The organism is Methyloversatilis sp. (assembly GCF_051861465.1).
GTDB lineage: Bacteria > Pseudomonadota > Gammaproteobacteria > Burkholderiales > Rhodocyclaceae > Methyloversatilis.
The window spans coordinates 44536-65171 of sequence record NZ_JBHYCQ010000004.1; the positions used below are offsets into that span (position 1 = coordinate 44536).

General features: G+C 64.9%; 22 protein-coding genes. 12 read left to right on the forward strand and 10 right to left on the reverse strand.

What is annotated here, in order from left to right; genetic code table 11:
- Window positions 1-381: 381 nt before the first annotated feature.
- Window positions 382-1215, forward strand: coding sequence for an EAL domain-containing protein (locus ACTIFF_RS06665; protein ID WP_439536132.1), 834 nt, complete (start codon window positions 382-384; stop codon window positions 1213-1215).
- Window positions 1212-2123 carry a diguanylate cyclase gene (locus ACTIFF_RS06670; protein ID WP_439536133.1) on the forward strand — a complete coding sequence of 304 codons (912 nt, stop codon included), beginning with the start codon at window positions 1212-1214 and terminating at the stop codon, window positions 2121-2123. The genes ACTIFF_RS06665 and ACTIFF_RS06670 overlap by 4 nt, the downstream gene beginning before the upstream one ends.
- 15 nt (window positions 2124-2138) lie before the next feature.
- Here ACTIFF_RS06670 and ACTIFF_RS06675 read toward each other — a convergent pair whose 3' ends face one another.
- The 6 genes from ACTIFF_RS06675 to ACTIFF_RS06700 all read right to left on the reverse strand — a co-directional run bounded on the left by ACTIFF_RS06675 (window position 2139) and on the right by ACTIFF_RS06700 (window position 7583).
- A complete protein-coding gene (locus ACTIFF_RS06675) occupies window positions 2139-3446 on the reverse strand; it encodes a diguanylate cyclase domain-containing protein (protein WP_439536134.1) in 1308 nt (435 codons plus the stop codon).
- Between the two features lie 86 nt (window positions 3447-3532).
- A complete protein-coding gene (locus tag ACTIFF_RS06680; protein ID WP_439536135.1) occupies window positions 3533-4111 on the reverse strand; it encodes a hypothetical protein in 579 nt (192 codons plus the stop codon).
- Window positions 4108-5277, reverse strand: coding sequence for a M48 family metalloprotease (locus tag ACTIFF_RS06685; protein ID WP_439536136.1), 1170 nt, complete (start codon window positions 5275-5277; stop codon window positions 4108-4110). Before ACTIFF_RS06685 ends, ACTIFF_RS06680 begins: the two co-directional genes overlap by 4 nt.
- Window position 5278: 1 nt before the next feature.
- Window positions 5279-6001, reverse strand: a complete 723-nt coding sequence (locus tag ACTIFF_RS06690; RefSeq protein WP_439536137.1) for a hypothetical protein — start codon at window positions 5999-6001, stop codon at window positions 5279-5281.
- 74 nt (window positions 6002-6075) lie between these two features.
- A complete protein-coding gene (locus ACTIFF_RS06695) occupies window positions 6076-6522 on the reverse strand; it encodes a DUF4864 domain-containing protein (RefSeq protein WP_257078719.1) in 447 nt (148 codons plus the stop codon).
- Window positions 6523-6650: 128 nt separating this feature from the next.
- Entirely contained in the window at window positions 6651-7583 is a 933-nt protein-coding gene (locus tag ACTIFF_RS06700; RefSeq protein WP_439536138.1) for a hypothetical protein, read from the reverse strand.
- Between the two features lie 171 nt (window positions 7584-7754).
- Here ACTIFF_RS06700 and ttcA point away from each other — a divergent pair, with 171 nt between their 5' ends.
- Window positions 7755-8705 carry a tRNA 2-thiocytidine(32) synthetase TtcA gene (gene ttcA / locus ACTIFF_RS06705; protein WP_439536139.1) on the forward strand — a complete coding sequence of 317 codons (951 nt, stop codon included), beginning with the start codon at window positions 7755-7757 and terminating at the stop codon, window positions 8703-8705.
- A complete protein-coding gene (locus ACTIFF_RS06710; RefSeq protein WP_439536140.1) occupies window positions 8698-9219 on the forward strand; it encodes a low molecular weight protein-tyrosine-phosphatase in 522 nt (173 codons plus the stop codon). Before ttcA ends, ACTIFF_RS06710 begins: the two co-directional genes overlap by 8 nt.
- Before the next feature lie 43 nt (window positions 9220-9262).
- On the opposite strand, the gene ACTIFF_RS06715 is transcribed toward ACTIFF_RS06710, so the two are convergent.
- Both ACTIFF_RS06715 and ACTIFF_RS06720 read right to left on the reverse strand, forming a co-directional pair.
- Window positions 9263-9778 carry an SRPBCC family protein gene (locus ACTIFF_RS06715; RefSeq protein WP_439536141.1) on the reverse strand — a complete coding sequence of 172 codons (516 nt, stop codon included), beginning with the start codon at window positions 9776-9778 and terminating at the stop codon, window positions 9263-9265.
- 157 nt (window positions 9779-9935) lie between these two features.
- A complete protein-coding gene (locus ACTIFF_RS06720) occupies window positions 9936-12848 on the reverse strand; it encodes an Rne/Rng family ribonuclease (RefSeq protein WP_439536142.1) in 2913 nt (970 codons plus the stop codon).
- Between the two features lie 378 nt (window positions 12849-13226).
- Between ACTIFF_RS06720 and ACTIFF_RS06725 the strand changes: the two genes are divergently transcribed.
- From ACTIFF_RS06725 to ACTIFF_RS06740, 4 genes are read left to right on the forward strand one after another with little or no spacing between them, the layout of a single operon-like run.
- A complete protein-coding gene (locus tag ACTIFF_RS06725; protein WP_439536143.1) occupies window positions 13227-14249 on the forward strand; it encodes an RluA family pseudouridine synthase in 1023 nt (340 codons plus the stop codon).
- On the forward strand, window positions 14233-14889 hold the full coding sequence (locus ACTIFF_RS06730) for an HAD family hydrolase (RefSeq protein WP_439536144.1): 657 nt from the start codon (window positions 14233-14235) through the stop codon (window positions 14887-14889). Before ACTIFF_RS06725 ends, ACTIFF_RS06730 begins: the two co-directional genes overlap by 17 nt.
- Entirely contained in the window at window positions 14877-15215 is a 339-nt protein-coding gene (locus ACTIFF_RS06735; protein ID WP_439536145.1) for a Rieske (2Fe-2S) protein, read from the forward strand. The genes ACTIFF_RS06730 and ACTIFF_RS06735 overlap by 13 nt, the downstream gene beginning before the upstream one ends.
- A 22-nt stretch (window positions 15216-15237) precedes the next feature.
- Window positions 15238-16203 (forward strand): S49 family peptidase, encoded by a 966-nt coding sequence (locus tag ACTIFF_RS06740; RefSeq protein WP_439536146.1) that lies wholly within the window; start codon window positions 15238-15240, stop codon window positions 16201-16203.
- 24 nt (window positions 16204-16227) lie between these two features.
- Here ACTIFF_RS06740 and ACTIFF_RS06745 read toward each other — a convergent pair whose 3' ends face one another.
- Window positions 16228-16956, reverse strand: coding sequence for an SAM-dependent methyltransferase (locus ACTIFF_RS06745; protein WP_439536147.1), 729 nt, complete (start codon window positions 16954-16956; stop codon window positions 16228-16230).
- Entirely contained in the window at window positions 16953-17543 is a 591-nt protein-coding gene (locus ACTIFF_RS06750) for a Maf family protein (protein WP_439536148.1), read from the reverse strand. The genes ACTIFF_RS06745 and ACTIFF_RS06750 overlap by 4 nt, the downstream gene beginning before the upstream one ends.
- 159 nt (window positions 17544-17702) lie before the next feature.
- Between ACTIFF_RS06750 and ACTIFF_RS06755 the strand changes: the two genes are divergently transcribed.
- The 4 genes from ACTIFF_RS06755 to ACTIFF_RS06770 all read left to right on the forward strand — a co-directional run bounded on the left by ACTIFF_RS06755 (window position 17703) and on the right by ACTIFF_RS06770 (window position 20628).
- Window positions 17703-18242, forward strand: a complete 540-nt coding sequence (locus ACTIFF_RS06755) for a YceD family protein (RefSeq protein ID WP_439536149.1) — start codon at window positions 17703-17705, stop codon at window positions 18240-18242.
- A gap of 157 nt (window positions 18243-18399) precedes the next feature.
- On the forward strand, window positions 18400-18579 hold the full coding sequence (rpmF, locus tag ACTIFF_RS06760) for a 50S ribosomal protein L32 (RefSeq protein ID WP_019917801.1): 180 nt from the start codon (window positions 18400-18402) through the stop codon (window positions 18577-18579).
- 76 nt (window positions 18580-18655) lie between these two features.
- Window positions 18656-19669: a phosphate acyltransferase PlsX gene (gene plsX, locus ACTIFF_RS06765; RefSeq protein WP_069040174.1), complete on the forward strand. Its 1014-nt coding sequence runs from the start codon at window positions 18656-18658 to the stop codon at window positions 19667-19669.
- Window positions 19666-20628: a beta-ketoacyl-ACP synthase III gene (locus tag ACTIFF_RS06770; RefSeq protein WP_439536150.1), complete on the forward strand. Its 963-nt coding sequence runs from the start codon at window positions 19666-19668 to the stop codon at window positions 20626-20628. Before plsX ends, ACTIFF_RS06770 begins: the two co-directional genes overlap by 4 nt.
- Window positions 20629-20636: the final 8 nt, after the last annotated feature.

Consider the following 20636-nt stretch of genomic DNA (forward strand, 5'->3'; position numbering starts at 1 on the left):
TGGGCGGGCGGATCGTCGGGAAAGCGGAGAACGCGATGCTTTTTGTATCCGTCTGTTTCAGAACCACGCCCGAACTCGACACTCTTTCGCCTGACTCGCGTCTACATCATCAACCTGATGGATCGGGTAAGCAACACGCGCAGGCCGTGGGCGTACCGATGAATGCGAAGTCCAGCCCGGAATCCGGGTCGCTCCGCCGAATAGGTCAATCCTGTCCCTGTTTTCGCGACCGTGGTCACTTGTTCGCCAGAGGTGTCGCAGCGGCGTGCGACAGGGCATGGCAGAAAATCTTGAAGCAGAGATTCACCCGCTGAACGCGATCAAGTTCCGGTGTCGCTTCCCGTTAAAACGCTGTACACATCCGTACCGCTCAATCCGGCCATGACCCTCTCCACGCCAAGCTTCCAAACCAGAACCGCAGGCTGTCCGGGCTGCAAGTCGCCCGCAGACGCCGGGTTTCAGCTTTCCTTCGCCTATCAGCCGATCGTCGATGTACGCGATCGCAGCATCTTCGCGCACGAGGCGCTGGTGCGCGGTCCGGCTGGCGAAGGCGCGGCGTCGGTGCTCGACAAGGTGGATGACAAGAACCGCTACTGGTTCGACCAGATCTGCCGCCGCACGGCGATCGAGGGCGCAGCGCGTCTTGGCATGTCCGAATTGCTGTCGATCAATTTTCTGCCCAATGCGATCTATCGGCCCGAGGTGTGCATCCGGGCAACACTCGACGCGGCGCGCGACTTCAATTTTCCGGTCGAGCAGATCCTGTTCGAAGCGACCGAAGGCGAGCGGGTCGGCGATGCACGCTGGCTGAGCGAGATTTTCACCGAGTACCAGCGCCTCGGATTCAAGACCGCGATCGATGATTTCGGGGCCGGCTATTCCGGTCTGAACCTGCTGGCGCTGTTCCAGCCGGACTACATCAAGATCGACATGGAACTGATCCGCAACATCGACCAGCGTCGCGCCAGCCGCGCCATCGTGCGCGGCGTGCTGCGCACCTGCGAGGAACTGGGCATCACGGTCATCGCCGAAGGCGTTGAGACCGTGGCGGAGCGCGACGTGCTGATCGACTCGGGCGTGCGGCTGATGCAGGGCTGGTTGTTCGCAAAGGCGGCCTTCAATTCGATTGCCACCGTGGACCCGCTCGCCTGGCCCGATCCGTCACGCGTCCTGCCGCCGCGCAGGCGCGCCTCCGATCACCTCCCGCCTTCATGAACCGGTCTGTCGCCAGACGCGCCGGTGCGCCGGCTGCGCCCGACCCGGGCAGCATGTTCGACCATGCTGCAGCCGGCATCGCGTGGTTCGATGCCGACGATGTGCTGCGCTATGCGAACCGCTGGTTCGAGTCGAGCTACAACGTTCGTGCGGCGGACCATCCGAGCTGGGAAGACATGATGCGCAACTGCCACGCCACGCGGCAGGGCGTGCTGATCGATACGGACGACATCGATGGCTGGCTGGCCGCGGTGCAGTTGCGCCGGCGCAGCCAGCCAACGCGCAGTTTCGAATCCGACCTGACCGACGGGCGCTGGGTGTGGGTGGTCGAAACCATCGACGCGGGCGGTGGCGTGCTGACGCTGGCCAGCGACATTTCGGACCTGAAACAGCGCGAAGTGCTACTGCAGCAGAACTATGACCACGCACTGCATGTGTCGCAGCGCGACGCGCTGACCGGTCTTTACAACCGGCGCTACGCGTTCGAGCACCTGCAGGCGGCGGTGGCGGCATCGGTCACCGGGAACACGACGCTGATTCTGGTCATGATCGACATCGATCACTTCAAGGCCTGCAACGACCTGCACGGTCACGACGTCGGCGACCAGGTGCTGCGCGACTTCGCCGAGCGCCTGCGCAGCGGCATCCGCGCCAGCGATGTGGCGGCGCGCATCGGTGGCGAGGAATTCCTGCTGATCATGCCCGACATGCCCATTTCGGGCGTCGCCATGCTGCTGACCCGGCTGCAGGCACCGGAACCCACGCCAACCAGGTTGCCGGCCTACACCTTTTCCGCAGGCGTGACCGCCGTCCGGCCCGACGACTGTCCGGAGACCTTGTTCCGGCGTACCGACAGGGCGCTCTACACGGCGAAGAACCGCGGTCGCAACCGCTACGTCATCGTCTGACCGGAACAGCGCCTGCTAAAACTCGTCTGCCGTGCCGGCCCAGCGACAGTCGTCGCCGCTGTGCTTGGCGCGATACATCGCCTGATCGGCGGCTTCCAGCAGGGCGAGCGCATCTTCTCCGTGATCCGGATAGACGGCGATGCCGATGCTGGGCAACACCGTGAGGTGGCGACCCCCCAGCGCGACGGGCTGGCCGAGCGCGCTGCGAATCTTGCGAGCGACCACCAGGGCGTCTTCCGGCTGCGGAATGCCGGGCAGCAGTACGACGAATTCGTCGCCGCCCACGCGCGCCACCGTATCGGCATCGCGTACACAGTGCTTGAGCCGTTGCGCGGTTTCCTGCAGCAGCTGATCGCCGGTCGCATGTCCCAGCGTGTCGTTCACTTCCTTGAACCGGTCGAGATCCAGATAAAGCAGGCCAACGTGAGCGTGCTCCCGGCGCGCGGCCGACAGCGCGGTGTCGAGCCGGTCGCGCAGCAGCGCGCGGTTGGGCAGGCCAGTCAGTTCATCGAACTGGGCCATGCGCTTGAGCTGTGCCAGCAGCTGCATGCGTTCGATGGCGGTGGCCACCTGGGTGGATACAAAGTGCAGCAGCGCCATGTCGCGCTCGGTGTAGCCAGCCTCGCCCGGCATGCTCTTGAGCACCAGCGCACCGGTCGTGCGGTGCTCGGTCTTCAGCGGCACGGCCAGCCAGCAGCAGGCGTCGGGTGTGGCGGCGGTACGCAGCTGCGACTGCCCGGTACGCACCACTTCACTGCACAGCGCGTGCGGCGGAGCCGCTCGATGTTCGTCGAGACGGTAGGGAAAGCTGAGCACACCGTCGCCATCAATGGTGGCGACGAAGAAGTTGTTGGCCGGTACCAGGCTGTCGATGATCAGCCGGATATGCGCGCACAACGCCGGCAGGTCGCTTGCTGCGTGCGCCGCTTCGGACAGTGCATACAGCGCGGCCTGGGTGGCCTCTGCCCGCTTGCGTTCCGTGATGTCGCGCGCAACCGCAATGCGCAGCCGGTCGGATTCCCACCAGCGGGCCGACCACAGGATATGCACGCGCCGGCCGTCCTTGCGCACATAGCTGTTCTCGAAATTCAGCTTGTGTTCGCCCGCCATGATGTCGGCGGCCGCCTGCAGCGTGCGCGCGCGATCTTCCGGCGCCACCAGGTCGATCATCGCGCGGCCGACCATTTCGTCCTGCGTGTAGCCGAAGATGCGTTCGCAGGCCGCGCTGACGAACACGAAGCGGCCGTGTTCATCGACGACGCATATGGCGTCGGGCAGCAGGTCGAGGAACGCGCGTTTGGCAAGTATCGGCGGTAGTGGCATGGCCTGAAAAATACTACGCGTGCGCGGCCTGGCGGGTGAATTTTGATTGCGTGCGGCGGGATCGCCGTCTGACGATCACCGTGCGATCAACGTTGCGGCACGACGCGCAGGCTGTCCATCAGGCGTTCGGCGCCCTGACGGCCACGATCGAAATAGCGACCGCGCGGGGCGTCGAACAGCATCAGGTAGAGCCGGTCGCCGACGACCGCACCTCGACCGATACCGGCACGTTCCACTTCCTGACTGCGCGCCGTGTACAGATACTCGAAGCGGAAGCCGGGGCTGTCCGACACCGTGTCGGGCGCCAGCGACTGCAGCTGGAACTGGCCACCATTGCCGGCCAGCATCGTTTCCACGAGACCGACAATGTCTTCCGGCGACATGTTGCGGCGGAACAGTGGGGGCTTGCCATTGCGCGGCGCCAGATCGTCCAGCGCCATGCCGTCGGCCACCCCGCTGAAGAACGTCAGCAGATCGATCGGCACACCGTGCTGCGTCCACATTTCGCGGTGTCTTGAACCGTACGGCGTGTGGTGGTTCCAGTCACCGCCGGCCTGCACTTCCATGCTGCCGCGCACCAGTACCGGGGCTGATTCGACCCGCTTGAACTGGCCGCCGCAGCCGGTCAGCAGAAGGGTGAGGCACAGCAGACAGAACAGTTTCATGGTGCGGGGGTCTCGACGTAGCTGCGGATCATCGGCGCATCGGGTGCGCCGGGTCGAAGTTCAAGATAATTGCGGAAGGCATTGCGCGCGCCTTCGGCATCGTTACGGCGACGCAGTATCTGGCCGCGCAGCCGCATCGCTTCTGCCGGCCGGTCCGGAAGCGCGTCGGCCTCGTCGAGCGCGGCAAGCGCCTGCTCGAAATCCTCGTCGCGGGCGCGCGAGCGCAGCGCTTCGGCCCGTGCATACAGCAGTTGTCCGTCGCGTCCGTGGTGCGTCATCAGGCGGTCGAACAGGCGCAGGGAACTGTCCGGCACGCGCCGGCGCAATTCGTCCTGCAGCATCTGCAGCCGCAGCGGCGCGATGTGTGCGCGGTAGCGTTCGGCGTGCACCTCGCCGGGCGCGCCGTCGCTGGCCAGTGCCTTCGCAGCGGCCTTCAGTGTGTCGCGACGTTCGTCGGCGGACGGATGGGTGGCGAACAGCAGCGTGCCGCCGCCGTCTTCGCCGGCGTTCTCCTCGATCAACTGCGCCCAAACCTGGGCAGCCTCGCCCGCGTCGTAGCCGGCACGATGCATCAGCGCCAGCCCGATTGCATCCGCTTCGCGCTCGTGGTCGCGCGAAAACGAATAGACACTGGCCAGCACGCCCAGCTGTGCGACCTGACCGATGCTGCCGGCACCGGCCGCCCCGAGCGCAAGACCCAGGAACTGTGCGAAACCCGCCTTGGCGCGCGCATCGCGCAGGCGTTCAAGGCTGTGCCGCTTCAGATAGTGACCGACCTCGTGCGCCAGCACGGCAGCCAGCTGCGCTTCGTTGGCGGCGCGCAGCAGCAGCCCGCTCCACACCTGCATCATGCCGTTGGGCGCCATGCTGGCGTTGAAGTACGGGGTGCGCACCAGATAGACACGCATGTCGGGGCAGTGATCGCCGGCGAGCCGGCAGGCGATGTCGGACACATAGCGCTGCAGCGCGTCGTCGCCGAGCAGGAAGCGCGAGCGGCGCAGCCGTTCTTCCTCGCGGTCCATCAACGCCCACAGGCCCCCCTCGTCGCTGGCCAGATCGGGCCGTGCAAAGCGTGGAGTGTCGGCCACGCCAGCTGCGATGCGGCCGGGCCAGAGCGTCAGCAGCCCGCTGCCGCAGCAGCCGCAGAGCAGATCACGACGTCGCATGTCAGCGCGGAAACTTGTCGAGCAGGGCGCTGATCGACTCTTCCGCCGGTTCGGCTTCCCGCAGGTCGCCGGTGCCGCGCAGCAGGCGGTTGAACCACACGATGTCACCGCTCCGGAGATCGACCAGCGAGGCGTAGCCGGTCTGGATGCCGCCCGGCATGGCCAGGCCGATCATGGCAGCCAGCACGATGGCCGCCTTGCGTTCGGCGGTGGCGTAACTGTCGCGGATATACAGGAAGAGTGCGTAGTCGGCGCCGCTGGCGCCGCGCAGACGCGCAGTATCGGCGCCGATATGCCATTCGAGCCGCTTTTCCTTGGTCGGCAACGCGTAGGGCGCGATGTAGTGATGCAGCGCGATCGCCGTGGCCACCGTACCGTGCAGGTGATTCAGCGCGACCGCGTCGTCGTCGCTCAGGTCGGATTCGTGCAGGGTGACGCCCAGCGATGCTTCGCGACGCCGGACCGAATCACGCAGATGCTTCGTGGCCTGATCGGTCCATTGCGCCTGCGGCTCGGCGACGCCACCGGCGCCCACCGAAAACAACTCGACGTCGAGTGGCATCAATACGATGCGCGCACTGTCCGGCAGACGGCCGAATTCAGGCGCCGTGGCCGCCTGCGACCAAGCGGGCCGGGCGCCCAGGCTCAGCAGCGAAATGACAAAAACCGTGACGAAAACCGAAAGGGCTGTGGGCGGAGCGGAGCGAACTGAAAAACGCGACATCACGACATGCCGAAAGCGAAAAGCGGAGCCGCGATTCTATGCGAAAAAAATGCGCCAGCGCCGGTCCCGTCGATTCAGATAGCGCTGCCGCCGCCCGGCACGACGCGACAGCCCATGATGCGCCAGCTGCCGTCTTCCACACGTCCCATGCGGTAGATGGCGACCCACAGCACGCCGTCGGCATCGGACATTTCGACCGCCTGGAAAACTTCGTCGTCCTCCAGCTCCGGCTCGAGAAAGCCGACCGAACGCGGCCGGTACACGACCGGATAGCTCTTGCGCACCATTTCAAGGAAACCTTCCGGCGCCGGGAACCGCTTGCGGATATCCGGGAAAGCGTAGGACAGGGCGCGCGGTCCGTCGTCGGCTGCGAAGGCCGCCAGTTGCGCCTCGATGACGGCGCGCACCGCTTTCGCCTCGGCCGCATCGAATTTGCCTGTGCCGCCCGCCTGTGCGGGCAGCGAAAGCATCAGCAGGACGACGAACAGGACATGCGTCAGACGGTGGGACAGGCGCTTCATGGTCGACTCCGGAGCGGGCGGCGCGATGGGGTGGGTGGTGCAGCTACTACGCGCAGCGGACTCCGGCGGATGCATCCGCCGGAGTCCGCTGCGCCCCTTGATCAGCCTAGCCCAGCCAGGCGCCGCTGTCAGCCGTCGGTGTTGATGCGCGCGATCAGCGCGCGCAGGGTGTTGTCGGCTTGCGCATTGTCGACCTGGCAGGTGCCGGCAGCCTGGTGGCCGCCGCCGCCGTAGGCCAGCATCAGTTCTCCGACATTGGTGCGGCTGGACCGGTCAAGGATGGATTTGCCGGTGGCGAACACCGTGTTCTGCTTCTGCACGCCCCACATGATGTGGATGGAGATGTTGGTGTCCGGGAACAGCGCATAGATCATGAAGCGGTTGGTGGCCCAGATCGTTTCCTCGTTGCGCAGGTCGAGCACGGCAAGATTGCCGTGCTGGCGGGTGCAGCGCAGGATCTGCGCCTTCGCCTTTTCGGCCTGGTCGAAGTACAGCTCGACACGTTCCTGCACGTCGGGCAGTTGCAGGATGTCGGTGATCGTGTGATTCCGGCAGTACTGGATCAGATCCATCATCAGTGCGTAGTTGCTGATGCGGAAATCACGGAAGCGGCCCAGCCCGGTGCGGGCGTCCATCAGGTAGTTCAGCAGCACCCAGCCTTTCGGGTCGAGAATCTCGTCGCGCGAAAATTGCGCCGCATCGGCCTTGTCGACGGCCTCCATCATGTCCATCGCGATGGTCGGGAAAGCCGTCGGACCGCCGTAGTAGTCGTACACGACGCGCGCAGCGGACGGCGCATCGGCGTGAATGATGTGATTGGGTCGCTCGCCGGGGTTGCGCAGCGTCTCCGACAGGTGATGATCGAATGCGAGGTGGGCGCCGGCGACGTAGGGCACGTTGGTCGTGATGTCGCGATCGGTGATGTCGATCTTGCCGTCCTGCATGTCCTTCGGGTGCACGAACTTGATTTCGTCGATCAGGTCCAGCTCGTTCAGCAGCACGGCGCAGACCAATCCGTCAAAATCGCTGCGGGTGACGAGGCGGAATTTCTGTGTGCTCATGGGGGCGGCTCCGGTGCGGGATCAGGTTTCGATACCGAGCTTCTACGGCGCCCATTGACCGGTCTTGAACGCGGTCACCCGAGCCCGCACGATATAATCCGCATCAGTTCCGGCGACATCGGGTTGCCGGACGGCGCGCCTCGGCGTGCCAGACCGGCAGTCGGGGTGTCCATGTCGCAAGTTCTTTCCGCTGTGCCGGCGTCGCCCGACGCGGCGCCGCCGTCCAGCACCTTCCTCAAGTTCCGCAAGCGGCTCGAACGCGCGACCGGGCAGGCGATCGCCGATTATTCGATGATCGAGGACGGCGACGTGATCATGGTGTGCATGTCCGGCGGCAAGGATTCCTACACGATGCTGGAGCTGCTGCGCGGCCTGCAGCAGCGCGCGCCGGTGCGCTTCCGCCTGATCGCGTTCAATCTCGACCAGAAGCAGCCGGGCTTTCCGGACCACATCCTGCCGGCCTATTTCGAATCGATCGGCGTCGAGTACCGGATCGAAACCGAAGACACCTACAGCATCGTCAAGGACAAGATTCCCGAGGGCAAGACGACCTGCGGCCTGTGCTCGCGACTGCGCCGCGGCATCATCTACCGCGTGGCAGGCGAGATGGGGGCGACCAAGATCGCGCTCGGCCACCACCGCGACGACCTGCTGGAAACACTGTTCCTGAACATGTTCTTCGGCGGCAAGATCAAGTCGATGCCGCCCAAGCTGGTGAGCGACGACGGCCGGCACATCGTCATCCGCCCGCTGGCCTACTGCGCCGAGCGCGATATCGAGCGCTTCGCCCGCGTGATGGCCTATCCGATCATTCCGTGCAACCTCTGCGGCTCGCAGGAGAACGCGCAGCGCAAGCACGTGAAGGCGATGCTGCAGGAGTGGGCACGCCTCTATCCCGGACGCATCGAATCGATGGCGACCGCCCTGCGCAACGTCGTGCCGTCGCATCTGGCCGACTCGAAGCTGTTCGATTTCGCAGGCCTGCAGCCGGGCACCGACGTAGGCGAGGGCGACACCGCCTTCGATCCGGTCGAACTGCCGCCGCGCAGCTGGGTGGATGAGGACGCGATCGCCGGCATCCCGCTCCGGCTCGACATCGCGGCGAGCGGCGGCTGTGCTTGAGCGCTGGCTGCGCCGCAGCCCGCAGGGCCCGGACAACGCCGAAGTGCGCATCCTGTTCTGCTGCATGGGCAATATCTGTCGCTCGCCGACCGCCGAAGGCGTCGTGCGGGCGAAGCTTGAAGGCGCAGGGCTCGCGGACCGTGTCGAACTGGCTTCGGCGGGCACGCATGCGCACCATGTCGGCAGCCGCACCGATCCGCGTGCGCAGGCAGCGGCGGCGGCACGCGGGGTCGACCTGTCGCAAATCCGCGCCCGACGCGTCACGGTCGATGATTTCGCTCGCTTCGACCGCATCTACGCGATGGATCGCGACAACTTGCGCAATCTGCAGCGGAGTTGTCCCGAGGGCGTGCAGCACAAGCTCGCATTGTTCCTGCAGCACGCGGAATCCTTCGACGAGGACGAAGTTCCGGACCCTTACTACGGCGGTCCGGCCGGCTTCGAACGTGTGCTCGACCTGATCGAGGATGCCGCCGACGGATTGATCCGGGATCTGGCACAGCAGCTGAAATGAAAGCGGGCGGCCGAAGCCGCCCGCATGGTCGTGCTTGACGGTCTTACTTGTCGAGCAGTGCCTTGAGGTTCGTCAGACCGTCGGTATAGACCTTCCTGATCGTGCTGGTTGCCGTGTCATCGTCCTTGCCGGCCGCCGGGTAGTCTCCCTGGTCGACGCGGAAGAACACCGAACGCCACTCCACTTCGCTTCCGCCATCGGCCGCCGGCTTCACCGTCAGCCAGGACTTGTACTTGGTGACCGGCAGCGCACCGCCGTCCTGTGCGGTGTAGATCAAGCTGCGCTCTTCATCGGAAATCTTTTCCAGCTTTTCGATCACTTCGCCGCCGCCCTTCACCTTGAGCGTGCGCACCGATCCGACTTCGCTGCCGGCGGTGGCGGTGCTGCTCTCTATGGCCGGATGCCAGGCCTGCAACTGGGTGAAGTCCTTCACCTTGGCCCACACCACGTCCGGGCTGGCCTTCAGCGTGATGGTTTCGTTGGCCTTGAGTCGCGACGGGCCGTGGGCGAACACCAGCGTGCTGGTGAGCAGGGCCATCAGTGCAGCAAGGAAACGCATGTGAATCTCTCCTCTGTGAATGTTGTAAAGGCGACGAGTGTCGGTGATAACGGTTTGCGTGACCCGGGAAAAACACCCCGGAAACGCTTTGCCGGCGGCATGAAAAGGGCCCGGTCTGCACCGGGCCCATTCCTTGCGGACGACGTGACGCGCGAAGTTACTCGCCGCGCGTTTCCACCTGTTGCATCGGTTCGCTGGCGATTACCGGAGCCTGACGGCGGCGACGCCCCAGCAGGACCGGCTCGGGCTCGATCGGCGCCTGACCTGCACCGCTGCCGGGTTGTGTTTCGACCATGACGAGGCCGCTTGCATCAAGCGACGTCTGCAGGTCAATCGGCGCGGCCACAGGTGCCGGCGCAACCTGGATCGGTGACGAACCCATGCTTTCCATGGCACGCACCAGCGTCGATTCGGCGCTGTCGGTCACCGGCGGCGCAACACGCACGACCGGCACGTCAGCGACGACCGGGGTGTCGACGACCGGTGCAGCCTGAACGGGTTCGGGGGGGATCTGCTCCACCGCATCCGCTTCGGCAACCGTCATCACGGCCGGGGCCGGTACTTCGATCTGCACCGGTGCTTCAGCCTGTACGGGCGCTTCCTCGATCACCGCAACCACCGGTTCGGCACGGGCCACGATGTCGGCCGGTGCGTCCTGTACGGCAGCCGGCACGGGCGACGGTGCGTCAAGGACCGGCTCGGCGGCGGCGGTCAGCGCCAGCGGTGCCTGTGCCTCCGTCGGATCGACCGGCGCTTCGTTGGCAGCCGCCGTCACTCCTTCGATATCGCCCTCGACGGCGGCGACATCACCGATGGCACCTGCTTCGGCGCCTTCGGGGCGGCGTTCGCCACGTTCGCGGCGACCACCGCGGCGGCGGCGGCTGCGCGGTGCTCCACCCTCGGCGCCCTCGGTGGGGACGCCGTTTTCCGGCTGCGTCGAATCCGCACCCAGCGGCAGATCGACCTGCTGCTGCTCGCGCGCATCGTTGGCTGCCCGTTCACGCGGAGCGCGCGGCTCACGCGGTTCGCGCGGCGGCTTCGGCTCGCGCGGGGCGCGCTCGGCCTGGGCGACGGTGCTGTCCTGATCCTGCGTGCGCGGCTCGCGCGGTTTGCGCTGGCCTTCGCCACGGCCGCCTTCCGGACGGCCCTCACTGCGACCTTCGGTGCGATTCGCCTGCTCGCGACCTTCGCGCGGTTCGCGGCCCTCACGACCTTCCCGACCTTCACGTCGGCCGCGGCTGCGGCCACCCGAATCACCGGAGCGCGGACCGCGCTCGCGATTGCCGGCCGGTTTCGGCTCGGCAACCGGCGCTGCGACCGGCGCCGGTGCCGGATCGGAACCGCGGAACCACGATGCGATCAGACCGAACAGACCGCGTGGCTCCGGGGCCGGTGTCGCAACGGGCGCGACGGCGACCGGTGCGGCCGGCACCGGATCAGCCACCATCGGCGCCGGCTGGTCCGGCGTGAGGTGCTTGATCGCGGCTTCCATGCGCTTCGGACGTTCATCGGCCGGAATGGTCGACGGCGGCTGGTAGCTCTCTGCCAGCGGATTGACCGCCATCTGGTAGGACGGCGCAACCGTGCCTTCCAGATTCAGCTGGTCGTGGCGCAGGCGGATGATTTCGTGCGCCGGCGTTTCGAGGTGCTTGTTCGGGATCAACACGATGTTGACCTTGTGCCGCAGCTCGATGGCGTTGATGTCGGCGCGCTTCTCGTTCAGCAGGAAGGTGGCGACATCGACCGGAACCTGGGTATGCACGGCGCCCGTGTTTTCCTTCATCGCCTCTTCTTCGAGGATGCGCAGGATGTGCAGCGCGGCCGACTCGGTGGACCGGATGTGGCCGGTACCGCTGCAGCGCGGGCACGGGATGTAGCTGGTCTCGGCCAGCGCCGGACGCAACCGCTGGCGTGACAGTTCGAGCAGGCCGAAGCGGCTGATCTTGCCCATCTGCACGCGGGCGCGGTCATGATGCAGCGCGTCGCGCAGGCGGGTTTCCACCTCGCGCTGGGCGCGCGGGTTTTCCATGTCGATGAAGTCGATGACGATCAGGCCGCCCAGATCGCGCAAGCGCAGCTGGCGGGCGATTTCGTCGGCCGCTTCGCAGTTGGTGCGCAGCGCGGTTTCTTCGATGTCGCTGCCCTTGGTCGAACGACCGGAGTTGACGTCCACCGCCACCAGCGCTTCGGTGTGGTCGATCACGATGGCACCGCCCGACGGCAGGGTGACCTGGCGCGAGTAGGCGGATTCGATCTGGTGCTCGATCTGGAAGCGCGAAAACAGCGGCACGTCGTCGCGGTAGCGCTTCACGCGCGCCACGTTGCCGGGCATCACGTGTTCCATGAAGGTGTAGGCCTGGTCGTACACCTCGTCGGTGTCGATCAGGATTTCGCCGATGTCGGGCTGGAAGTAGTCGCGGATGGCGCGGATCACCAGACTGCCTTCCTGATAGATCAGGAAGGCGCCGGTCTGCGACTGCGCTGCGCCTTCGATCGCTGTCCACAACTGCAGCAGGTAGTTCAGGTCCCACTGCAGCTCTTCGGCGTTGCGGCCGATGCCGGCGGTGCGGGCGATCAGGCTCATGCCGGCGGGCACTTCGAGCTGATCCATCGTTTCACGCAGCTCGGCGCGATCGTCACCTTCGACCCGGCGCGACACACCGCCACCACGCGGATTGTTCGGCATCAGCACCAGGTAGCGGCCGGCCAGCGAAATGAAGGTGGTCAGCGCGGCGCCCTTGCTGCCGCGTTCATCCTTGTCAATCTGGACGATCAGTTCCTGGCCGACGTGCAGCGCGTCCTGGATGCGGGCGCGGCCCGGCTCAAGATCAGGCTTGAAATAGACCTTGGAGACTTCCTTGAACGGCAGGAAGCCGTGGCGATCGGCACCGTAGTCGACGAAGCAGGCTTCGAGACTGGGTTCGATCCGGGTGATGACCGCCTTGTATATATTGCTTTTTCGCTGTTCCTTGCTGGATGACTCGATGTCGAGGTCTACAAGTTTCTGTCCATCGACAATCGCAACGCGCAGTTCTTCTGCCTGCGTCGCGTTGAAGAGCATTCGTTTCATCAACTTCTCCCGCGCGCACCGCACACGGGCAGGACAAACCGCTCGTCAAATGAATAACGTCTATCGTTTCGGCGGCAATCGGGTTCTATCTCGATGAGGACGGGACGGGGACGTGGAGGGGTTTGCCAACTCTCAATGCAGCCGCGGTCTCGCAGCTGCCTGGGGGATTCTGCCTGTACGGTACTCGCGCTACTCAGTACACTCGCTACTTGGGGTGAGCGGGATTAACCCGTGATCCGGTTTTCGTCTGTCCAAGAAAGACCGCATGAAGCACTTCACCGAACATATTGTTACCGGCGTCCACCACTTCGGGCTGGATGTGCTCCGGACTGCGCCTATCTCGCAATCAGACCGAAAACGCAACGCAGTATATTTGAAATGAAGGAGTTGGGTAAAGCTCCGAAAGTAGTGCGGCATGTCGTGGACATCGAGGAAGCCGGCCAGCGCATCGACAATTTCCTGATCCGCATCTGCAAGGGCGTACCGAAAAGTCACGTCTATCGCGTGCTGCGTTCTGGCGAAGTGCGGGTCAACAGCAAGCGGGTCGATCAGACCTACCGCCTGGCGGAAAGTGACGAGGTGCGCATCCCGCCGATGCGTCTGGCCGAGCCGGGCGCACCCGCGCCGGTGCCGTCGCGCGATTTCGACATCCTCTACGAGGACGATGCCTTTCTCGCGCTGAACAAGCCGGCGGGCATGGCGGTGCACGGCGGCAGCGGCGTCAGTTTCGGCGTCATCGAAAGCCTGCGCCGTGCCCGACCTGACGCACGGCTGCTCGAACTGGCGCACCGGCTGGACCGCGAAACGTCGGGCATCCTGCTGATCGCCAAGAAGCGGTCGGCGCTCACGTCGCTGCACGACGCCTTCCGCGATGGCGGCATGGAAAAGCACTATTTCGCGCTGGTCAGCGGGCGCTGGATGAATCCCCAGCAGCACATCAAGCTCGCACTGACCAAATACCTGACCGAATCCGGAGAGCGTCGGGTGTCGGTGGACAGCGATGGCAAGGCGGCGCACTCCATCGTACGGCTCGAAGTACGCTGGCCGGGCTACAGCCTGCTCGACGTGCGGATCAAGACCGGCCGCACGCACCAGATACGCGTACACCTTTCGGCGAGTGGCTTTCCCATCGTCGGCGACGAAAAATACGGCGATTTCGCGCTGAACAAGGCCTTGCGCAAGGAGGGCCTGCCGCGCATGTTCCTGCATGCCCACAGTCTCGCGCTGAAGCATCCGCTGACCGGGGAGCCGGTGGAACTGGCGGCGCCGCTGCCGGCCGATCTGGCCGGCTTCGTTCGCCGCATCGATCAGCAGCAGACGCGCGAATTCGAACGCAAAGACGCCGATCCGACTCTACAGACCGATAACGCCGACGGACACCCTCATGCCCGCACAGTTTGACCTCATCGTTTTCGACTGGGACGGCACGCTGCTCGATTCCGCCGCCGCCATCGTCCATGCCATACAGCGCGCCTGCGAAGATCTCGGGCTTGAGACGCCGGACGACCGCACCGCGCGTTCCGTGATCGGCCTCGGCCTGGTGGATGCGCTCGCCCGCGTGGTGCCCGAATTGCCGTCGTCGCGCCATCAGGAACTGGCGGGGCGCTACCGCTACCATTACCTGTCGCGCGACCATGAACTGACGCTGTTCGAAGGCGTGCCCGCTTTGCTGGACGATCTGAGCGCGCGCGGACACACCCTGGCGGTCGCCACCGGCAAGAGCCGGGCGGGGTTGGACCGCGCTCTCGGCCACACCGGACTGGGCAGCCGGTTTGCGGCGACGCGCTGCGCCGATGAGTCGGTGTCCAAGCCGGCACCGGACATGGTGCTCGAATTGATGGAAGAACTGTCCTTCGATCCGGCGCGCACACTGGTCATCGGCGACACCACGCACGACCTGCTGATGGCGCGGCACGCCGGATGCGAGTCGGTCGCGGTGACCTATGGTGCTCATCCGCTGCACGAACTGCTGGCGGCGCGTCCGAAGGCACATTGTGCGAGCGTCGATGAACTGACGGCGTGGCTGGCATGTCACGCGTAGCGGTGTGCGAGTCGGCCGAACTGGTCGATGGCGGGCCCGGCGTGCGTTTCGAGGTCGAACAGCGCGGCAAGGCGGTGGCCGCATTTGCGGTCAGATTTCGCGGGCAGGTGCATGGCTACGTCAATCGCTGCGCCCATGTGCCGATAGAGCTTGACTGGAATCACGGCGAGTTCTTCGACGACACAAAGTTATACTTGATGTGTTCGACTCATGGCGCGATCTATGCTCCTGAGTCCGGGCACTGCGTCGGTGGACCCTGTCGCGGCAGCCGTCTCGAGCCGATTGCGCTGGAAGAATCTGGCGGAACGGTATGGCGATCCGCGTAAATATTTGTTTTATTGGCTAAAAATGTCCGAACCGGAAAAGCAGCGTGACCCCAGTGCAGAACCCGTCTGGGAACGAAAACTGATCGAGCGCCTCGCGCTTGAATCGGTGGTCGAGCAGCGGCGCAAGCGTCGCTGGGGAATTTTCTTCAAGCTGGTCGGCTTCGCCTACCTGGGCGTGCTGCTTTTCGCGCTGGTCGACTGGAGTACCCTTTTCAGTCAGGCGGAACACCGCAAGCACACCGCGCTGGTTGAACTGAGCGGGGTCATCGCACCCGGGGCCGAAGCGAGCGCCGAGAGCGTGATGGCATCGCTGCAGTCGGCATTCGAGGACAAGAACACCCAGGGCGTCATCCTGCGCATCAACAGCCCGGGCGGCAGCCCGGTGCAGAGCGGCATCATCAATGACGAAATGAATCGCCTGCGGGCCATGTACCCGAACGTGCCACTGTATGCGGTGGTCGAGGACATCTGCGCCTCCGGCGGCTACTACGTTGCTGTTGCGGCTGACCGTATCTATGTGGACAAGGCGAGCATCGTCGGCTCGATCGGCGTGCTGATGGAAGGCTTCGGTTTTACCGGTCTGATGGACAAACTTGGCGTCGAGCGTCGCCTGCTGACTGCCGGCGAAAACAAGGGCTTCCTCGATCCGTTTTCGCCACAGGACGAAGGCCATCGCGTGCACGCCCGTGAACTGCTCGGAGACGTGCATCAGCAGTTCATCGACGTCGTGCGCAAGGGGCGCGGCGATCGGTTGAAGGAATCGCCGGACATGTTCTCCGGCCTGATGTGGAGCGGTACCCGCAGCATCGAACTCGGGCTCGCGGACGATCTTGGCAGCGTCGAGTTTGTAGCGCGCGAGGTCGTCAAGGCGGCAGACATCGTCGATTTCACGCAGCGGCAGAATCTGGCGGAACGTTTCGCCAAGCAGTTCGGCGCCGATGTCGGGGAAAGCGTTGCGGGCGCCTTCTCGCGCATCGGTCTGCGCTGAGGTTCGTGGCGGCCGGTCAGCGGGTCACGCGCCGGCCAGCATCAGGAACAGGGTGGGGCGGCGGTCGATGCGCGCCACATCTGCCGTTTTCCACTGCGCCACGGTGAGTGTGCGTACGTATTGATCAGGCGCCGTCAACGCGCTGGCGATGCACAGCAGCGTGTCGCCGTGGCAGTGCGCGCGGAGGGTCTCGAACATTTTCAGATTGCGGTAGGGCGTTTCAATGAACAGCTGCGTCTGGCGCAACTGAGCCGACGTCTTTTCGAGGGCGGCCAGCGCGCGCGCGCGCTCCGCGTCATCCACCGGCAGATAGCCGTGAAACGCAAACGACTGGCCGTTCAACCCCGAGGCCATCAAGCCGAGAAGGATGGATGACGGGCCGACCATCGGTACCACTTCGATACCCATGGCGTGTGCGGCGCGTGCCACCAGTGCGCCGGGGTCGGCCACACCCGGACAGCCGGCATCCGAGATGACGCCAGCGCTGCGTCCTGCGCGTACCGGTTCAAGCAGCGCGCGCAGCGGAGCGTTGCCGCGCTCGGGTGGCAGTTCGACGATGTTCAGCTCGCGCAGCGGCGTCGGATGTTCCAGTCGCTTCAATGTCGCACGCGCGGATTTGGCGCTTTCGACCAGAAAGTAGTCGAGCCGGTGCGCGCACTCGCGCACCGTCGCGGGGGTGTCGGCTTGCCACAAGGCGCGGCTGTCGAGTGCGCTGGGCAACATGTAGAGCACGCCCTGCGGCGGTGCGCTCATGGCAGCGGATACCCGAGGCGGCGCAGCATGCGGCTCAACTCGATCAGCGGGAGGCCGACCAGCGCAGTCGGATCGTCTCCGCTGAGTCTTTCCAGCAGCGCGATGCCGAGGGATTCGGATTTTGCGGCGCCGGCACAGTCGACCGGATCATCTAGATCGACATAGCGTTCGATTTCCCTTTCCGACAGCGTCCGGAAAACGACGTCGGTCGGGACGACCGCTTCATGCAGCGTTCCACTGCGCGGGTCGATGACGCAGAGCGCAGTGTCGAAGGTCACTTTTGCACCGCTCAGTTCGAGCAACTGGGCGATCGCGGCATCGCGCGTACCGGGCTTGCCGTAGCGACGGGCGCCGCTCCAGGCGACCTGGTCGGAGCCGATGATGCAGCTGTCCGGATGGCGGAGGGCGATCGCCTGTGCCTTGCGGCGCGCAAGCCGGATCGCCTGCGCACGGGGCGTTTCATCACCGAGGCAGGATTCGTCGATGTCCGGCGAGGCCGTCGTGAAGGGCAGGCGCAGGCGTTCCAGCAATTCGCGTCGATAGCGCGAGGAGGAACCCAGAACAAGCGGGGGCAGGATGTCGGACATGGGTGGGGCGGATCGGCGCGTTATTGCGGAACGCTTTGACAGTATTGCGTGCTGGATAGTATCATTTTGGGTTTGATTCTTCGCCCGGATGCGCCCTGCGAGCCCGCCGACAGGTGGTCTGCCTCCAAGCAGGGTGCGGTAAAGGTACCCGTGACTGGCATGGAACAAAGCGACCGTCAGCAGGCACCCGTGAAGGGTGGCGGCATGCCCCGGCAGCTTGACGCAATTCAGTTTGCACGGACGTCCGGTGTCCTCGATGGCAGTACGGATGTTGCATTGCTTGAACGTGTTGCGCAGGAGTGCTCGGCGGTTCCGGCGCGGATAGACTGGTCGATTGCCGGGCAGGTTGATGCCGAAGGTGCGTGCTGGCTTGAACTGGCGCTTGCCGGTTCATTGATGTTGCAATGCCAGCGTTGCCTCGAAGATGTCGCGGTGGGTGTGCGCAGCCGTTCGCGCTTCCGACTTGTTCCGGCGGGTGAAGAATGGGGCGATCAGGACCTCGATGACGACAGTTACGAGGCGCTTGAGCTGGAAGGCTTGCTGGACGTGCGAACGCTGATCGAGGACGAGGTCCTGCTGTCGCTGCCCGCCATCGCGCTGCATGATCAGTGCAACCCGCCTGGAGCGGGCGCTGATGCCGATGCCGCCAAGCCCTCGCCGTTCGCCGAGTTGGGCAGATTGAAGCAGGGAAAGCAGTAAAAGTCGTAGGTGCCGGCGCTCGATGGCGCCGGTGGTGTGCAACAAGCAGGGTCGGCGCGCATGCGCACTCCGAACGTTCGGCATCCGCCGACCGGCCGGTAAAGCAGCGGCGATCCATCACGTTTTATTCATCCGGTTCGCCGGTAGGAGTGGTTCCATGGCAGTCCAGCAAAACAAGAAGTCCCCGTCGAAGCGCGGCATGCATCGCGCGCACGATTTCCTGACGGCACCGGCAACGGCAGTCGAATCGACGACCGGCGAGGTGCACCTGCGCCACCACATTTCGCCGAGCGGTTTCTATCGCGGCAAGAAGGTGCTCAAGACCAAGGGCGAGTGATCCCCTGTTCCGACTTTCCGGCACACAGCCCGATGTCGGCACGTTTCGGCCATCGTGACTGGACTGGATGCATCGCATGAGCTACACCCTCGCCATTGATTGCATGGGCGGGGACCACGGCCCGTCGGTCACCGTGCCGGCGGCCGTTTCCTATATCCGGCGTGATCCCGCCTGCAGCGTGCTGCTGGTTGGGCTGCAGGACGTTCTGAACGCAGAGTTGAAGCGCCTGGGGGCTGAAAACGAACCCAGGCTTTCCGTCGTGCACGCCACCGAAGTGATCGGCATGGACGAGCCGCCAGCGCAAGCGATGCGCGGCAAGAAGGATTCGTCGATGCGGGTCGCGATAGACCTGGTCAAGTCCGGGCGCGTGCAGGCCGCCGTCTCCGCCGGCAATACCGGCGCGCTGATGGCGATTGCGAAGTTCGTTCTGAAAACACTGCCCGGCATAGACCGTCCGGCGATCGCGTCCATTCTCCCGACGATGAAGGGACATACCTATGTCCTCGATCTGGGTGCCAACGTCGATTGCACGTCCGAGCACCTTTTCCAGTTCGGGCTGATGGGCGCCATGCTGGTGTCGGCCCTCGAATCGCGCGAGCGGCCCAGCGTCGGCCTGCTCAACATCGGCGAAGAGGCCATAAAGGGCAACGATGCGGTCAAGGGCGCGGCCGAGTTGTTGCGCGCCAGCGATCTGAATTTCTATGGCAACGTGGAAGGCAACGACATCTACAAGGGCACGACGGATGTCGTTGTGTGCGATGGCTTTGTCGGCAACGTGGCGCTGAAGACGTCGGAAGGTCTGGCGCAGATGATTGCGACCTTCCTGCGCGAGGAATTCAGTCGTGGACCATTGCGCAAGCTCATGTATCTGGCTGCCCGGCCGGTGATCCAGGCCTTCCGCAACCGGGTTGATCATCGTCGCTACAATGGCGCCACGCTGCTCGGACTGCGAGGCGTCGTCGTCAAGAGCCATGGATCGAGCGATGCCTACGGATTCGAAGAGGCGGTGGCGCGTGCGGCGGATGCCGTGCGCAACGATCTGATCGCCCGCATTACCCTTTGCATGACACGTACCGAGGTGGCTGCATGACCTTCTGCCGTATCACCGGCACCGGCTCGTATCTGCCGGGATCGCCGGTGTCCAACGACGATCTCGTTGCGCGTGGCATCGAGACGTCGGACGAATGGATTGCCGAACGCACCGGCATCCGGCGTCGCCACTTTGCCGCCGACGACGAAAAATCCAGTGACTTGGCCCTGCATGCCTGTCGCAGGGCGCTCGAGGCGGCGGGTCGCCCGGCGCAGGACATCGACCTGATCATCGTCGCAACCTCGACGCCGGATCAGGTCTTTCCGAGCACCGCATGCCTGCTGCAGAACCGACTCGAGAACCGCACCGCAGTCGCATTCGACGTCCAGGCCGTCTGCGCAGGATTCGTCTACGCCCTGACCATTGCCGAAAAATTCATCCGCTCCGGCTCGCACAAGTGCGCCCTTGTGGTGGGTGCGGAAGTCTTTTCGCGCATCCTGAACTGGGACGACCGTGGCACCTGCGTGCTGTTCGGCGATGGCGCCGGCGCGGTCGTGCTCGAGGCGTCGGACGAGCCGGGCATCCTGTCGTCGGTGCTGCATGCCGATGGCCATTACCACGACATCCTGTCGGTACCCGGGACGGTCTGCGGCGGCAAGGTGTCGGGTACGCCCCTGCTGCAGATGGACGGTCAGGCGGTGTTCAAGTTCGCGGTGCGCGTCCTCGGGGACACGGCAATCGAGCTGATGGACGCAGCGAAGCTGCCGATGTCTGCCCTCGACTGGCTGGTACCGCATCAGGCGAACGTGCGCATTCTTCAATCCACCGCCCGCCGGCTCGATCTGCCGATGGACAAGGTGGTGGTCACCGTGGCCGACCACGGCAACACCTCGGCCGCGTCGGTTCCGCTCGCGCTCGATCTGGCGGTGCGCGACGGCCGCATCCGGCGCGGGCAGATCGTCATGCTCGAGGGCGTCGGCGGTGGTTTTACGTGGGGCGGCGCTTTGCTTCGCTTCTGAAGGTCTTT

Bases quoted from the DNA above. Each gene is read 5' to 3' on its own strand.
- ttcA (WP_439536139.1), top strand. From the start codon at position 7,755: ATGTCGCAAGTTCTTTCCGCTGTGCCGGCGTCGCCCGACGCGGCGCCG.
- ACTIFF_RS06750 (WP_439536148.1), bottom strand. From the start codon at position 17,543: ATGTCCGACATCCTGCCCCCGCTTGTTCTGGGTTCCTCCTCGCGCTAT.
- ACTIFF_RS06700 (WP_439536138.1), bottom strand. From the start codon at position 7,583: ATGAGCACACAGAAATTCCGCCTCGTCACCCGCAGCGATTTTGACGGA.
- ACTIFF_RS06690 (WP_439536137.1), bottom strand. From the start codon at position 6,001: ATGTCGCGTTTTTCAGTTCGCTCCGCTCCGCCCACAGCCCTTTCGGTT.
- ACTIFF_RS06685 (WP_439536136.1), bottom strand. From the start codon at position 5,277: ATGCGACGTCGTGATCTGCTCTGCGGCTGCTGCGGCAGCGGGCTGCTG.
- ACTIFF_RS06740 (WP_439536146.1), top strand. From the start codon at position 15,238: ATGTCCGAACCGGAAAAGCAGCGTGACCCCAGTGCAGAACCCGTCTGG.
- ACTIFF_RS06725 (WP_439536143.1), top strand. From the start codon at position 13,227: ATGAAGGAGTTGGGTAAAGCTCCGAAAGTAGTGCGGCATGTCGTGGAC.
- ACTIFF_RS06735 (WP_439536145.1), top strand. From the start codon at position 14,877: ATGTCACGCGTAGCGGTGTGCGAGTCGGCCGAACTGGTCGATGGCGGG.
- ACTIFF_RS06755 (WP_439536149.1), top strand. From the start codon at position 17,703: ATGGAACAAAGCGACCGTCAGCAGGCACCCGTGAAGGGTGGCGGCATG.
- ACTIFF_RS06675 (WP_439536134.1), bottom strand. From the start codon at position 3,446: ATGCCACTACCGCCGATACTTGCCAAACGCGCGTTCCTCGACCTGCTG.
- ACTIFF_RS06665 (WP_439536132.1), top strand. From the start codon at position 382: ATGACCCTCTCCACGCCAAGCTTCCAAACCAGAACCGCAGGCTGTCCG.
- ACTIFF_RS06730 (WP_439536144.1), top strand. From the start codon at position 14,233: ATGCCCGCACAGTTTGACCTCATCGTTTTCGACTGGGACGGCACGCTG.
- ACTIFF_RS06680 (WP_439536135.1), bottom strand. From the start codon at position 4,111: ATGAAACTGTTCTGTCTGCTGTGCCTCACCCTTCTGCTGACCGGCTGC.
- ACTIFF_RS06745 (WP_439536147.1), bottom strand. From the start codon at position 16,956: ATGAGCGCACCGCCGCAGGGCGTGCTCTACATGTTGCCCAGCGCACTC.
- ACTIFF_RS06715 (WP_439536141.1), bottom strand. From the start codon at position 9,778: ATGCGTTTCCTTGCTGCACTGATGGCCCTGCTCACCAGCACGCTGGTG.
- ACTIFF_RS06695 (WP_257078719.1), bottom strand. From the start codon at position 6,522: ATGAAGCGCCTGTCCCACCGTCTGACGCATGTCCTGTTCGTCGTCCTG.
- ACTIFF_RS06670 (WP_439536133.1), top strand. From the start codon at position 1,212: ATGAACCGGTCTGTCGCCAGACGCGCCGGTGCGCCGGCTGCGCCCGAC.
- plsX (WP_069040174.1), top strand. From the start codon at position 18,656: ATGAGCTACACCCTCGCCATTGATTGCATGGGCGGGGACCACGGCCCG.
- rpmF (WP_019917801.1), top strand. From the start codon at position 18,400: ATGGCAGTCCAGCAAAACAAGAAGTCCCCGTCGAAGCGCGGCATGCAT.
- ACTIFF_RS06720 (WP_439536142.1), bottom strand. From the start codon at position 12,848: ATGAAACGAATGCTCTTCAACGCGACGCAGGCAGAAGAACTGCGCGTT.
- ACTIFF_RS06770 (WP_439536150.1), top strand. From the start codon at position 19,666: ATGACCTTCTGCCGTATCACCGGCACCGGCTCGTATCTGCCGGGATCG.